13 protein-coding genes are annotated in these 14,654 nt (G+C 44.4%); 7 read left to right on the forward strand and 6 right to left on the reverse strand.

Going from position 1 to position 14,654, the window contains the following annotated elements:
* Window positions 1-11: 11 nt before the first annotated feature.
* Complete coding sequence (locus V513_RS07285; RefSeq protein ID WP_099772176.1) at window positions 12-656, forward strand: 50S ribosomal protein L25; 645 nt, start codon at window positions 12-14, stop codon at window positions 654-656.
* Window positions 657-658: 2 nt separating this feature from the next.
* Window positions 659-1,228: an aminoacyl-tRNA hydrolase gene (gene pth, locus V513_RS07290; RefSeq protein ID WP_099772177.1), complete on the forward strand. Its 570-nt coding sequence runs from the start codon at window positions 659-661 to the stop codon at window positions 1,226-1,228.
* Window positions 1,229-1,806: 578 nt separating this feature from the next.
* Here the strand turns inward: pth and uvrB are convergent.
* The 4 genes from uvrB to V513_RS07310 form a co-directional block, all read right to left on the reverse strand.
* Window positions 1,807-3,801 (reverse strand): excinuclease ABC subunit UvrB, encoded by a 1,995-nt coding sequence (uvrB, locus tag V513_RS07295; RefSeq protein ID WP_180274850.1) that lies wholly within the window; start codon window positions 3,799-3,801, stop codon window positions 1,807-1,809.
* Between the two features lie 298 nt (window positions 3,802-4,099).
* Window positions 4,100-4,693, reverse strand: a complete 594-nt coding sequence (ruvA, locus tag V513_RS07300) for a Holliday junction branch migration protein RuvA (RefSeq protein WP_099772179.1) — start codon at window positions 4,691-4,693, stop codon at window positions 4,100-4,102.
* Entirely contained in the window at window positions 4,677-5,996 is a 1,320-nt protein-coding gene (locus V513_RS07305; RefSeq protein WP_099772180.1) for a bifunctional folylpolyglutamate synthase/dihydrofolate synthase, read from the reverse strand. Before V513_RS07305 ends, ruvA begins: the two co-directional genes overlap by 17 nt.
* A complete protein-coding gene (locus tag V513_RS07310) occupies window positions 5,993-8,596 on the reverse strand; it encodes a valine--tRNA ligase (protein WP_099772181.1) in 2,604 nt (867 codons plus the stop codon). Before V513_RS07310 ends, V513_RS07305 begins: the two co-directional genes overlap by 4 nt.
* Before the next feature lie 128 nt (window positions 8,597-8,724).
* Here V513_RS07310 and V513_RS07315 point away from each other — a divergent pair, with 128 nt between their 5' ends.
* Window positions 8,725-9,063, forward strand: a complete 339-nt coding sequence (locus V513_RS07315; protein WP_099772182.1) for an MGMT family protein — start codon at window positions 8,725-8,727, stop codon at window positions 9,061-9,063.
* Window positions 9,064-9,154: 91 nt separating this feature from the next.
* Here V513_RS07315 and V513_RS07320 read toward each other — a convergent pair whose 3' ends face one another.
* Window positions 9,155-10,294 (reverse strand): hypothetical protein, encoded by a 1,140-nt coding sequence (locus V513_RS07320; RefSeq protein WP_257211986.1) that lies wholly within the window; start codon window positions 10,292-10,294, stop codon window positions 9,155-9,157.
* A gap of 301 nt (window positions 10,295-10,595) precedes the next feature.
* On the opposite strand from V513_RS07320, the gene murJ reads away from it, so the two are divergent.
* The 4 genes from murJ (at window position 10,596) to V513_RS07340 (ending at window position 14,370) form a co-directional block, all read left to right on the forward strand.
* Window positions 10,596-12,092 (forward strand): murein biosynthesis integral membrane protein MurJ, encoded by a 1,497-nt coding sequence (murJ, locus tag V513_RS07325; protein WP_099772184.1) that lies wholly within the window; start codon window positions 10,596-10,598, stop codon window positions 12,090-12,092.
* 70 nt (window positions 12,093-12,162) lie between these two features.
* On the forward strand, window positions 12,163-13,398 hold the full coding sequence (locus V513_RS07330) for an NAD(P)/FAD-dependent oxidoreductase (protein WP_099772185.1): 1,236 nt from the start codon (window positions 12,163-12,165) through the stop codon (window positions 13,396-13,398).
* 186 nt (window positions 13,399-13,584) lie between these two features.
* The gene (locus tag V513_RS07335; RefSeq protein WP_014730711.1) at window positions 13,585-13,773 is read left to right on the forward strand and encodes a hypothetical protein; all 189 of its coding nucleotides are present in this window, start codon (window positions 13,585-13,587) and stop codon (window positions 13,771-13,773) included.
* 66 nt (window positions 13,774-13,839) lie between these two features.
* On the forward strand, window positions 13,840-14,370 hold the full coding sequence (locus tag V513_RS07340) for a cob(I)yrinic acid a,c-diamide adenosyltransferase (protein WP_099772186.1): 531 nt from the start codon (window positions 13,840-13,842) through the stop codon (window positions 14,368-14,370).
* Between the two features lie 2 nt (window positions 14,371-14,372).
* Here V513_RS07340 and V513_RS07345 read toward each other — a convergent pair whose 3' ends face one another.
* Complete coding sequence (locus V513_RS07345) at window positions 14,373-14,645, reverse strand: hypothetical protein (RefSeq protein ID WP_039883013.1); 273 nt, start codon at window positions 14,643-14,645, stop codon at window positions 14,373-14,375.
* Between the last annotated feature and the right edge of the window lie 9 nt (window positions 14,646-14,654).

Genomic DNA, 14,654 nt, shown 5'->3' on the forward strand with positions numbered 1-14,654 from the left:
GAGGGAAACAAATGCACGAAATAAATCTCGTTGCTGAACTTCGCAACGGTGAAATGAAAGCAAGGAGCCTGCTGAACCAAGGGAAGATTCCCGCGGTAGTTTATGGTCCTGAACTGGAGACAGTTCCTGTTAGTCTGGATAGGGTAGAGATCTTGAGAATCATGAACAGGATTGCCGAGACTACCTCGGTGGTTATTTCTATCGATGGAAAGGAATATCATACCTTTCTCAAGGGTGTTCAGAGAGATAAAGTAACCGACTCGGTCATTCATCTAGACTTCTACGTTCCTTCCAGCGGTCACAAGATGGAACTCCGAATTCCGATAAGATTGAAGGGTACCCCGATAGGCGTTGAAAAAGGTGGAATAGTTGATCATATCATCAATGAACTACCCGTTTCGGTTCTCCCAAAGGATATTGTGGAAGAGATCATTGTTGATGTAAGTTCCTTTGATGTAGGCCATGTTCTGCGAGTTGGAGATCTTGAGATTCCCGAAGGAATAAAACCTTTGCTTGACGATGAAGACGCGATCATGCTCATAGCCCTTCCGAGAGCGGCAAAGGAAGTCGAAGAGGAAGAAGCCGAAGAGATTGAAGAAGGTGTTGAGCCCGAGGTAATAAACAAGGGTAAGAAGGAAGAGGAAGAAGAGGAGTAAGAGTGTTTCTCTTCGTTGGACTGGGAAATCCTGGCCCACGTTATGCGCTAACAAGACATAACGTGGGCTTTCTCTTCATAGATCAGATGGCTAAGCTTGGCCTAAGGAAGACAGTGCAAAAGAGACTGTATGAAGCACATCTTCTTGAGGGAGAAGGGAAAGTCTATATTGCAAAGCCACTTACTTTCATGAATTTGAGCGGAGTGGCCGTAAGACTTCTCATGAAAGACCTCAATTTCGAAAAGAAAGATACGCTGGTTCTAGTGTATGATGATGTATGGATACCTCTTGGTAGGATGAGGATAAGAGAAAGCGGTTCAGATGGCGGGCACAATGGTCTGAAATCAGTGATTTCGGAGATAGGAACTCAGAGCTTCCCCCGAATCAGAATCGGTGTGGGACCCCTTCCAGAGAACGGAGATATGGTAGATTATGTTCTCGGTAAATTTAGTGGTGATGAATACCAGAAAGTCAGCAAGGTAATCGGCTTAGCTGTCTCCGCTGCAAAGGAGCTTATCTCCGGTGATATTCGAAAGGTCATGACAGCTTACAATGGAACTGAAGTAGATTGATTTTCATCTGAAGCCTTCCAAAACTCCTTAAGTCGTTTTTTAGTCTAGGTTTAAGCGATACCCTTCCAAAGTCTTTAGCTTCAAAGGAATTATGACACTGAATTCATTTCTCGATCTGGGAGAAGTACGTTGAAGTTTGTCCTTCAAGATTTGCGAGATGAAAGAGCTTTGCAGATGAATAACCGCTTTATAAAACAGAAGCCCGCAAGCTTACAGTTGAATCCATACGGTTTTGAAGGGAGTAAATTGGAAGTGACTCAGTAGAGTGACAACTAAATGTTGGCTGATTTTCCAGGCGTTGCCTGTGTGAAAGAGATTCCTGATTCAGAAACATGAGTCAAATGAGATGCCCGAAATTCCCCAAATCGTCAAGGTGAGTCTGCACCACTTCCTTTGTGCGATATGAGATTATCAAGAACTCACCGCTACATTTGCAGGAGATGCGACAATTATAAAACTGAATCTGTTCAGCTGCGACTTATGGGTTGTCACCATTGAACTGTGGCAATCGGGATGCTTGTACCTGAGTTAAGAGCAGAACGAAGAAAGAGAGATACGCACAGCTAAAGGCAGAAAGATTAGATATTCTGTTTGCTCTTCTTGAGGCTGTACATTTCATCTCGCAGGATTGCAGCGTCTTCAAACCTCAACTCTCCGGCAGCTCTTATCATCTCTTCGTTGAGTAAGGCGATGTAATCCTCATAGTCTAGAGACTCTTTCAACGCCATCACTCCTTCAAGATAAGTGGCTCTTGCCTTATCTTCCCTCTCTTTGTCAAGATTCTCGCCAGCAAACTCCTCGAAGATGTTTCTATACAGAGGTTTAACGATGCTCTCGGGTGTTATATTGTGTTCTTTGTTAAATATCAGTTGTTTCAGCCTTCTCCTGTTTGTCTCATCAATTGCTCTTTTCATTGAACCGGTCATGGTGTCGGCATAAAGGATAACCTGACCGTTGACATTCCTCGCGGCTCTACCGATTGTCTGGATCAGTGTTGTCTCAGAACGAAGGAAACCCTCCTTGTCGGCATCCATTATTGCTACAAGTGAAACTTCTGGTAGGTCAAGACCTTCTCTGAGGAGGTTTACGCCAACGACAACTTCCACGGTTCCATCCCTGAGTTTTCTCAGTACTTCCACTCTCTCGATTGCGTCGAGTTCAGAGTGTAGATACTCCGATCTGATCCCCACTTCATTCAAGTAGTCGGAAAGCATTTCTGCAGCCTTCTTTGTAAGAACAGTTACCAATGCTCTTTCATTTCTCTTCTTTACTTCTCGCATCCTTTCAATGAAGTCATCTACCTGGCTTTCGGTTGGATGAACAATAACCTCGGGATCTACAAGACCGGTAGGCCTTATAACCTGATCTATAATTCTAGTCGAATGCTCAGCTTCGAAATTTCCCGGGGTTGCAGAGACGAAGACAATCTGGCCGACCGTGCTTAGAAATTCTTCGAATTTCAGCGGGCGATTGTCAAATGCCGCAGGCAGTCTGAATCCGTAATCCACAAGGTTTTTCTTCCTGGAATAATCTCCTCTGTACATCGCTCCCAGTTGTGGAACCCCAATGTGAGACTCATCGATAAACGTAATAAACTTTTCTCTGTCAAAGTAATCAAGCAATGTATATGGTTTCTCTCCAGGCATTCTCCCATCGAAGAATCTAGAGTAATTCTCTATTCCTGAGCAGTAACCGACACTGGAAAGCATTTCCATGTCGTAAGTAGTTCGCTGTCTAAGTCTTTGCGCCTCCAGGTACTTTCCTTCCCGTTCTAGCTGCTTTACCCTTTCTTCAAGCTCATTCTCAATGTTCCGCATAGCACCAAGAATCTTATCCTGAGTTGTGACGAATTCTTTAGCAGGGTAAACCGTTACCATGTCTAGCTCTTCAATCGTCTTTCTGTTGATAGGATCGAAGGACACAATCCGTTCTATTTCGTCATCAAAGAAGTACAGCCTAATCCCAAAGTCTTCGTATGGGGGGAAGATTTCAAAAATCTCTCCCTTCACATGAAAAACTCCACCTGCCGATACATCTTCGGAACGATTATACTGAATGTTAGCCAGCTTGAGCGCAAGCTCCTTGCGATTGATACTCTTCCCGCGTTCGAGGAAAATATTCATTGTTGCAAAATCCTTGGGATCGCCGCTGGCATATATCGCGGAGACGCTCGCAAGTACAACCGTATCGTTTCTGGTCAAAACGGACTTCAAAGCCGAAATTCTCATTCTCTCCAGTGTCTCATTGATCTCTGCCTCTTTTTCTATGAATAGGTCCTTTGAAGGTATATAAGACTCAGGCATATAATAATCGTAATAACTTATGAAAAGCTCGACTTTGTTCTTGGGAAAGAAGGTCTTGAATTCTCTGTACAACTGAGCCACGAGGGTCTTATTGGGTGAAATGACTATTGCAGGTCTCTGGAGAGTGCTTATAACGTTCGCCATTGTAAAAGTCTTCCCAGAACCAGTAACACCTAGAAGAGTCTGAAACCTATCCCCACTCTTGAGTCCGTCAATAAGCTTTTCGATTGCTTGCGGCTGATCGCCTTGCGGACTGTACGAGGAATCCATTTCGAAGAGCAAAAGATCAACTCCTTTCAATCTTACCGGCAAACAATTTTACACCATCAAAACCCATTGCTTCAATGATGCGATGACTTCTTGCCTGTCAACAAAAGGTCCCCCGTTCAAAAAACTGCTGGCGAATCATCCGGTAGAAATGGTTTTGGATTGTGTGGGCAACAAGAAAAATATAAGCAAATCTCCGGAGGGATATCTTCGATCATTCTTTTCTCTTTTGCTGTTGCAGTCTTTCAGTTTGATTGGCAAGGGGCAAATTTGTGTTTTCAAGAAGCATGTAAATGCTCGACTACTTACGGATCTCCTTCAGTGCTTTCTTTATAAGATCGTGAGTATCGATTTCCCTTTCAGCCTTCAGAATCTCTATAACTACTTTCCTCGACTGGTTTTCGTCGAAACCAAGGGATGTAAGTGCCGCAACAGCTTCTTCACCGTGCGACCTCTCAACACCCGGAATGGTTTGTTCGTCTGTAATTCCAGAAGTGTCTACCAACGAGGCGAGCTCAACGATCATTCTTTCCGCAGTTTTCTTTCCAATGCCGGGAAGGGAAGACAGCTCTGCCGCATTCTTGGTGGAAATAATATGCTTAATCCTTGAAGGAGAGGCCGAAGAGAGAATCTTCATGGCGGACTTAGGTCCTATCTTGCTTGCCCTCAACAGTATATTGAACAACTCTTTCTCTTCTTGATCGTAGAAGCCATACAGCTCAGGCGGCCTATCCTGTGAGTAGGCCATGAACGTAAGAAGATAAACGTCCTTTTCGACCGGAAGCTTGCTGATTGTGTTCGGTGTGCAGTTAACTTTAAAAAACAGACCTCCGACCTGTATGACAATTTCGGTCTCTCTTATTTCTCTTACGCGACCCTCAATACCTTCCAGCATGCTCACTCACTCCAGTTAAGAGATTTCTTATCTCGCTTACTAGATATAGAGACCCGCAAACAAGAAGCGAATCGGAGATTTCAAGCGCCTTGTTCATGGCAATCTCATGTTCTTCCACGAATTGAACAGATGAACAATACTTGCGCCAGACATCGGCGACCTTCTCGGGATGTATACTTCGATGGTTTGGAACCCTGCACACAACAACACTGTCGGCAATTTCTGAAAGCACTTTGATATTGGTTTCGTAGTCTTTGTCGTCTAGACTTCCGAAGAGAAGCGTAAGCCTTTCACCTGGAAAGTACTTCTCGACAGTCCTCCTGAGAACTCTGGCTGCATCGGGGTTATGCGCGCCGTCAAGTATAACTGACTTGGAATCTTGAGAAAAGACTTCAAATCTTCCCGGCCATGAGACAGATTTCAGCGCCATCCGCAGTTTCTCTTCATTCAAACCGCTTCGAATCTCTCCCATTGCAATCTCTGACGTCTTGATTGCCAAAGCTGCGTTTACAGTCTGATGTTCACCATTTAGATTGATCTGTAGGTTTTCAAAGTTATTACTTCCAGTGTAGTCAAATATATTGCGATTTAGCGCATACTCTCTTCCAGTCGCGTCGAAATCCCTTTTGTAGAAGAAGTATGGTGAATTCATGCTTCTTGCCTTTTCAGAAACAACTCTTCTTATTGCGGGTCTTGTTATACCTGAAACGACTGGACATTCGAGCTTGATAATGCCTGATTTCTCGATAGCAATTTTTTCTTCAGTATCCCCAAGAATTCCCGTATGGTCCAAACCTACGCTTGTAACAACAGATACGAGAGAAGAATCAATTACGTTGCTAGCATCAAATCTTCCACCAAGGCCGACTTCGAGAACGACTACATCGCAACTCTCTTCCTTGAAGTACTGAAATGCAATTGCCGTTACCACTTCGAAAAAACTCGGCGCGTATTCTTCGCCTTTTCTGTCCATCTTTTCTAGAGCCGGTTCTATGTTCTTCAGGATTCTACAGACATCACCTTCCGATATGTACTCGCCATCGACTTGAATCCTCTCCCTGAAAGTTGTAATGTGCGGAGAAATGTTCAGCCCCGTCTTCAGCCCATGAGAAGACATTATTGACCTCGTGATTGCCGCAACACTTCCCTTGCCATTTGTACCTGTAATATGAATGATCGGATACAACTTCTGAGGATTGCCAAGCCGTTCAAGCAGTTCTCTGATCCTGAACAGGCCATACTTGATCTTTCCATAGGGCCTTGAGTTGTAAAGATACTGAATTGCTTCCGAGTATGTTTTCATTTGAGATCTTCTATTATTTTCTCAATTCTGCGAATATTATCCTTGCTTGTCGCGAGCCTTTCTCTGTTTTCAGTAATCACCTCTTCGGGTGCATTTCGAATGAAGTCACCGTTTTCGAGCTTCGACAAAGTTCGGGCAAGATCGACCCTTTCCTTCTCTAACTTTCCCGTTAACCTCTCGATCTCAGCATCGGTATCGATCTCTCCCAGGACTACATACAACGTGTTCTCTGCATCTCCCCAGGCCGAGACGCTTCCGGAGGTCTTTTCTGCCCTTCTATCTATTTCGTTTGAATTGGAAAGATGTGAAACAAGTTCAACGACTTCCTGATTCAGGACTTCACCGATGTAGTAGACAGCGGTTTTCGAAGAGGGGGGTATGTTCATCTCTGCCTTGATGTTTCTTACTCCCCTAACCATGTCCATGATTCTCGAGTACTCCACTTCGGAAGGATTGTCAAAGCTTGATTCATCAAACTCTGGCCACCGAGCAGTTATCAACAATCCATCGGAACCGGGAAGGTTCTGCCAGAGCTCTTCAGTAATGTAAGGCATGAAGGGGTGGAGCATTCTTAGAGAAGCGTCAAGAGTTCTGACCAGAACATTCTGAGCAACGATTCTACTCCTGCCTTCTCTGTTCAATCTTGGCTTAGTACTCTCTATATACCAGTCACAGAATTCATTCCAGAAAAACGAGTAGATCATTTTTGAAGCACTGGGAAAATCATAGCCATCAATCGATTCTTCAACCGCTTTTACAGACTTCGCCAGTCTTGACAGAATCCAGCGGTCCTCAATGGCGAGCTCTTCCTCATCGAGATTAACCTTTTCAAAACCTTCCATATTAAGCAATGCAAACCTTGCAGCGTTCCAAATCTTGTTTGCGAATTTCTTGTAAATGTCGAAAAACCTAACGTCCAGTTTTATGTCGTGATTTTGAGCAGCCAGAATCGCAAGTGTGAATCGCATTGCGTCTGTCCCGTGCTCTCTGATAACGTCAAGTGGATCTATACCGTTACCCAGCGACTTCGACATTTTTCTGCCATTCTTGTCTCTTATTAAGCGTGTTATGTAGACATGATTGAAGGGTTTTTCTCCCATGAAGTGATATCCGGCCATTATCATCCGGGCAACCCAGAAAAATATTATGTCAAACGCGGTTACAAGAACACTTGTGGGATAAAAGCTCTCCAAATCTTCAGTTTTTTCCGGCCAACCTAGGGTAGTGAATGGCCAGAGCTGAGAAGAGAACCAGGTATCGAGAACGTCTTCGTCCTGTCTGATATTCTTTGAACCACATTTTGGACAGACCGACGGATCTTGCTCTTCAACGATTACTTCATTACAATCATCACAATACCAGACGGGAACTCTGTGGCCCCACCACAATTGACGAGAAATGCACCAGTCACGAATCTCGTTCATCCAGTTCAAGTACACTTTTTTCCAGGTTTCCGGAAAGAAGGTTACACTACCCTCTTCCACGGCTTCTATGGCTTTCTCTGCAAGCGGTCCAACTTTTACGTACCACTGGTCGGAAAGACAGGGTTCTACTACGGTCTCGCATCTATAACATCTGCCGACGGCGTGGACCATGGGTTCCACCTTGATCAAGAATCCCTGCTCTTCAAGGTCTTTAACTATCTGTTTTCTTGCTTCATATCTGTCAAGACCCTTGTACTTACCGCCATTTTCATTGATTCTTGCATCTTTGTCGAGGACTTCGATTACTTCAAGTCCATGCCTCAATCCAATCTGAAAATCATTTGGATCGTGTGCTGGGGTAACTTTTAGTGCACCGGTCCCAAACGACGGATCGACATATCTATCCTGAATAATGGGAATCTCCCTGTTCATTAGAGGTAGTATTACTGTTTTTCCGACTAAGCCTTCGTACCTATCATCTGAAGGGTAAACGGCCACAGCGGTATCTGCGAGCATAGTCTCAGGTCTTGTAGTTGCTATAATTACGTACTCATCGCTGTCTTTTATTGGGTATTTTATGTGGTAGAAGGCGCCTTTTTCGTCTTCATGTTCAACTTCCTCATCGGAGAGGACCGTTGAACACCTCGGACACCAATTTACAATATACTTCCCCCGATAAATCAGCCCTTCCTTGTATAGCATTACAAAAGCCTTCCTTACGGCTTCACTCAGGCCTTCGTCCATAGTGAACCTCTCTCTAGACCAGTCAACTGAGCAGCCCATGGCTTCTATCTGTTCGCGGATTCTCTGCCTATATTCCTTTGCCCAATTCCAGGTAGTCTCAAGAAATCTCTCGCGTCCGAGTTCTTTGCGGTTTGTTCCTTTTTTCGCCAGATCCTTTTCGACGGCATTTTGAGTTGCAATGCCTGCATGATCTTCGCCGGGAACCCACAGCGCCCTGTATCCTTTCATTCTCTTGAATCGAATTATTATGTCTTGAATAACCAGATTGAGTGCATGCCCCATATGAAGAGGGGCAGTGATGTTTGGCGGAGGAATCATTATTGTGAACGGCTCACCCGATCCCTTCGGTTCGAAAAAACCGCCTTCTTTCCAGCAGGAATACCACTTTTCTTCAAGATCAGAAGGATTGTACCTGGTGCTCAATTCCTTCATCTAAACTACCTCCTTACGGGTCTCAGGCATTTAAATCGAATTATATCACGAAGTAAAACCGCTTAATGGGAGATGGCGTTAAGATGTGGATTAGGAGTTAATGTAGTAGAATGATACTGGTGAGTTAGATGGTTGAAGAGGATCTGTCGGCCTATAAGAAAATATACAAAATGGTCAGGATGATTCCTGTTGGAAGAGTGGCGACCTATGGCCAAATTGCTTCCCTCGTGGGCAAGTGCTCTGCTAGAATGGTCGGCTACGCCATGGCGGGTATTTCAGACGAGACAATCCCGTGGCAGAGAGTTATCAACTCAAGAGGGAGAATAAGCATTAGGGATCCTAACGGGTACACACTGCAGAAGGCTATCCTTGAGAGAGAGGGTGTTCATTTCGACGAAAGCGATACGATCGACCTTTCTGTATTTGGTTGGGAAGGCCCCGAAGCCGAATCTGCGAAAGACTGGTGATTCTTTGCGAGTCTCATCCCCGCCAACTGTCTGCACCTAATAGCACAATGTAAGAAGTCTATGGTGGCCCCTGGTGCTTGCACTGCGTTATCTAGGAATCCTTCCCCGTAACGTGAACTGTCAGGGTGTGATACTTCTCTACCTCCTTTCCTTCAAACTCACCGAAAAACCTGAAGATGATCGGATAATCTCCAGTCTCGATCGGTGTCCACGTAAAGATGCAGTGGTCGTTTTTTACTTCGAGCGATCCCTGTGGAGATAGGAGCTCAACAGTACTTTCTGACTTCCAGATCCACGCATGGTCACCGAAAGACCACTTGTCAAAGCCTACATATGTCCACTCTGCAACTAAAGAGTTGATCCTGAATTCTACCTTGTCACCAACCATGGAGGTGATTTCTGGTACGGGAATGGTTCTCGAGAATTGCTCAAAGGAGTTTAGATAAAACATATCTTCCCAGAAGGGAACGATGTTTCTTCCGGCACTTTCATATGCCTTTTCAACTACACCGACGCACGAATAAAGATCTCTGTCGGTGAAGGGAAGATCCCAAAATCCCGACCAGGCAAAACCAACCGACCACAGAGCTCCTTTCTCTGCAGTCTCGTACATGAACCTCGAAATCTTCCTTCGGTCTTGCGGTGAAATTTCTCCCGGGAACCTTCTGGCTCCAGAAAAACTCGTTGCCCAGTATCTTAGCCAACGAGACTCATAAGTATCGTAGTTGAAAAGGTTGACATAAGAGTGATTTTCAATATCATTTGGAAAGATAAAAACCCCCTCCTCCACCAAATTGTACCCATGACTAAGAAAGGGATAAGATTCTCCGAAGGTCACCTCATTGTTGAAGCCAAGTTTCTCGTCGGTCATAGCCGTTTCATAATCAACTCCAAGATATACGGCAGAGTGAGATGGGATCCAGTTAGGCCCTATATGGTATAGGAGATCTCCTTCAAGTAGGAACTTGCCGGGAAGATGTTGGGCCGTGTAGAGTGCATCTGCCCTAGATATAAGAAGGCAATAAGGTAGTTTGGTGAACCTTACTACAGTCGAAAGAGAATCCTTAATGAATTGCGCTTCGTATCTCTCTTCGGTCGGTACATAAGAGGTTTGATTCAGGATTGGCTGTACTATCAAGACCTGATCTGCTTCAATTCCGAGAGCTTCGTGAGAGAGATGAAAGATCGGTCCTGGAGCGCTTGCGGTTCCTTCACGAAAGAGAACTAGCAAGGTTCTCTCCGATATGCGCTCTATTTCATAGGGAATTGAGACCTCTTTCTGGACGTTGCTGAAAGAAATCTTGACACCTCTTGTTAGCTCAAAACAATTCTCACCTGGGATAAGCTCGAGGTGTGAGTGTTCTGTTTCAAACCGGATCAGACCGGTACATCCCGAAATACTCAGGATGATGAAAATAATCAATACGGTAAACGAAATGCGGCTAAGCATCTTTATTCTTTAGTTTACCATTAAGAGAGCGAATGGGAGATCAAAGGTGTGGTAAATTATACTGTGAAGAACAGGAGGCGCGATGAAGAGACTACCTAGATCAACATCTGTTGCAGCGGGCACTATAGCGATTCTTACCTTTTCGATCATATCGAAGGGGATGGGTTTCTTCAGGGAGATGCTGGTTGCCGGACTATTCGGTACTTCAGCAAATCTGGATGCCGTTTTCGTTGCCATGACTCCGGCGACCACGCTTTCAGGTATAATCGCGGGTGCACTTGCCGCAATCTTTGTCCCCGTCTACCATTCCATAAGGAATGAAGACACTGAGAGATCAAAAAGATATGCAGGCGCGGTCCTTATCTCCGGTTCGCTGGTTTTTTTATCAATGGGGATAGTCTTTCTATTGATTCCCGATCTTGTGATTCGGCTCTTTGCTCCTGGTTTTTCGAGCGAGATAGTAGCATATGCTTCAAGGAAGCTAAGATACTTATCGATATATCCTCTTATAGGCGGACTTGAAAGCATATTGGGGGCAGTTCTTAAGTCAAATAGAAGGTTTGTGCAATACGGTTTGTCACAGCTCTTCTTCAACGTGATTGCAATTCCCGTAATACTATTGACTTCTCCCTTTCTTTCTGAAGCATCGTATATACTGGCTTGGTTGCTGGGTAATGCGATCACCGTACTGGTATATCTCATACAATCGAGAGATCTTTTTACCCTAAGGGTCGGCAAGGGAACGTCAATTGTCGAGACGCTTTATCTCAGTCTTCCGCTGATCTTTTCGGGAAGTCTTGGAGTGATAAACAACATGGTTGACAAAGCCTTCGTATCTCTTCTTCCACCCGGTCGGGTTGCCTCTTTACAGTACGCGCATACACTTCTCGGACTGATTACCTTTACGATTTCTGCCTTTCAGATGACGGCATATACAGAGCTATCGGAACTTATAGTATCAGGTGAAAGAAAGAGAGTTGAAGAGCGCCTGAGAAAGACCGTTACAACTTCTCTGAATATTTCCTTGCCGCTTACAGCGTGGATTATTATGATGGCCGAACCTCTTGTGAGAGTGATTTATCAACGTGGGGAATTCGATGCCGGTTCAACTAATCTCGTTAGCATGGCACTTATCGGTTACGGCGCACTAATAGTTCTATCACCTATAGCGCATACATGCTCCAGTTATTTCACGGCAAGAAAGAAACTGAAGTCCATCACATTAGTGGCGGTCTTCTCGATTTTCTTGAACGCACTCTTCGACTGGCTTATGCTAGAACCGTTTGGTCATGCTGGAATCGCGGCTAGTACTTCATTAGTGGTTTTGAATGCTACGTTGATATATGTTCTGCTGATTGCAAGGGAAGGCCTGAGATTCATGCCTTTGAAACGGATAGTGAGACTTCTCGGGTCGTCAGTTGCAATGTACCTGATTGTTCTGTTTCTCAGGAACAACGTAAGTACTTGGATTTGGCTTCTTGTAGGCAACGGACTTTTCTTATGCCTGTTCTTGGTTAGTGCAAAGAGCGAAATGAAAGCGATGATGTCAAGAATCTCTTTGTTCTTCAAGAGAGTATAGCCAAAAAGAACTATGCTCTGTTGTGTTCATATGTTTTCCATAGGTTTTCTAAGTGTGCGGAGGAATTATCATGAGAGAAGTGGTGATACTTGGAGCCGGACCAGCCGGCATCTTTGCAGCGATAAATTGCACAACAGAAGGAAGAAATGTGACGATCATTGAAAAGACGAGTTCCGCCGGAAAAAAACTGTTGATTTCTGGAGGCGGACAGTGTAACTTGACAAATGCGGAATCGCCATCTCTTATGCTGAAAAGATACTTTGGTGCTGGACGATTTCTTAAGCCTTCATTGATGGCTTTTGATTCTCAAAAGCTGATGGATTTCTTTGAGCATCGTGGACTCAGGCTTCACACAAGAGAAGACGGGAAAGTCTTCCCAGTTACCTATTCTGCGAGAGATGCACTTGAAGTGCTGCTCAAGGAATGTGACAGGCAGGGAATAAAAATAGTCTATAACTGCAGAGCCAAGGACGTTATTCAATTCCCCTCTGGCGGGTTCTTGGTAAAGACGGAATCAGATTCGATTAATGCAGATTATCTTCTTATTGCTACGGGAGGAAAGAGTTATCCGGAAACTGGGTCAACTGGTGACGGATTTGCTCTTGCTAAGAAACTTGGACACAGTCTATCAGAGCAGCGGCCGGCGTTGACTTCAGTCACAATTAGGAATTTTGGTTTCGGTGATCTGTCGGGAATCTCCCTCAGAAATGTTGAAGTATCTTTATGGAGAAATTTGAAGAAGGTTACGACCCGGGTTGAAGATCTGCTGTTTACTCATGACGGGTTTTCTGGACCTGTTATCTTACATCTCTCAAGAGAAGCCTCGCCTGGTGACATAATCAGATTGAACTTGAGCGGTCAGTTACGCGAGAAACTTGAAGCCAATCTCATCTCCCTCCTTTCAAAAGAAGGAAAGAAACTCGTGAAGAATGTCTTGGACGAGTATGGTCTACCTGAAAGATTGCTGTCGAAGATCATTGATCTTGCCGGAGTTGGTGAAAGAATATGCTCCGAAGTCAGAAAGGATGAAAGAAAATCGTTGGTTACTGGATTATGCGAGCTTGACTTCGAAATAGAACGGGTCGGAGACTTCACTAATGCTATGGTAACAAGAGGAGGAGTTTCGTTGTCTGAGGTCAATCCAAAGACAATGGAATCTAGAATTGTGAACAACCTCTTTTTTGCAGGTGAAGTTCTCGATTTTGATGGAGAGACGGGAGGTTACAACCTTCAAGCAGCCTTTTCAACCGGATATGTTGCCGGGAGGACAATAAACGCAAGAACATCTCGGGTAGAAAACAGATGAAATAGAGCATGCAATTTTCTACTCGAAGAAGAAAACGATATGTTAGTATGATGTCAGGTTGTTGGTTATGCTGTTAGGGCTTTTGTCTGGAGTTGTCTAGAAGACTTGAATTCTCGAAACGTAGTTCTCGTAATTCGAATTAGAGATTTGTTTACGTTCTCAATGTCTCGCTTTCGGAGGTGCATTTTGGAAGTAAAAAAGCCAAAATGGTTTGACAGCTGGATAGAGATCGATGAGAGTTATTTGAAAGTCGCGGGAACAAGCTGGAGACTGAAAGCTAATGCTCCAAAAAAAGTGAAGAGAGAATATCAGAGACTTTTGAAGCAAATTACTGGAAATAATGATTATCCTTATTCATGGAAACATGAGCGCTGAATCTTTAGAATCCGTAAGCTTTATTAACCGGATTTATGGCTCATTAGACAGATGGGAGGGTGTGATTTGAGCATTACTACTGGCACAGGAGATAAAGGTGAAACGAGTCTTTGGAGCGGGGAGAGAGTGAACAAAGACAGCTTACGTGTTGAAGCATACGGGACAGTGGATGAATTGAGCTCTTTTCTTGGTGAAGCCAAGCATTTCGTGTCGGAGGAAATCGGCCGCCACATCGTGTCTATCCAGCGATTTCTCTTTAAACTAGCCGGTCAACTTGCGTCGAGAGACATGCAATACGTCGAACCGATAGTCGAAAACGATATTGTTGCGATCACTGAACTTGTGCACGAGTTCGAGTCGGTGGTCAAACTTGACGGATTTGTTATTCCTGGAAGCACTATAGGTTCTTCAAAGATAGACATTTGCAGAACAGTCGCCAGAAGGGCTGAAAGACGCATCGTTGCGCTTTCTAGAGTAGAAACAATCGATACCACGCTGCTTAAGTACATTAACAGGCTCTCTGATCTTCTCTTCATCTTTGCGAGGTATGAAGAATACAAGGCGGGGAAGATTGTTTATAAGAAAGACATAAAGTGAGTTTATCGATAGCTTACCCTGGCAATACCATCCTTCATGCATGAACCAAAACCGTAGGCCACTGAGCTGGTGTCCATTCCAGGAAGATAAAAAACCGTTATCATTTCGTCAACGTCCTGACCGGAGGTCTCCCACAGTTTGCGGGTAATTTTCTGGAGCTCGGCTTCGCTTACAACTGATTTCTTCAGTTGAATTCTTGCGGTGCGCCTTCTCCAGGCCTTTCCAAAATCCCTCACGGTTACGACTGAATAAGCGTCTTCCAGATTAGACTTCAACTTTAAAGT

This window comes from Mesotoga sp. H07.pep.5.3 (assembly GCF_002752615.1).
GTDB lineage: Bacteria > Thermotogota > Thermotogae > Petrotogales > Kosmotogaceae > Mesotoga > Mesotoga prima.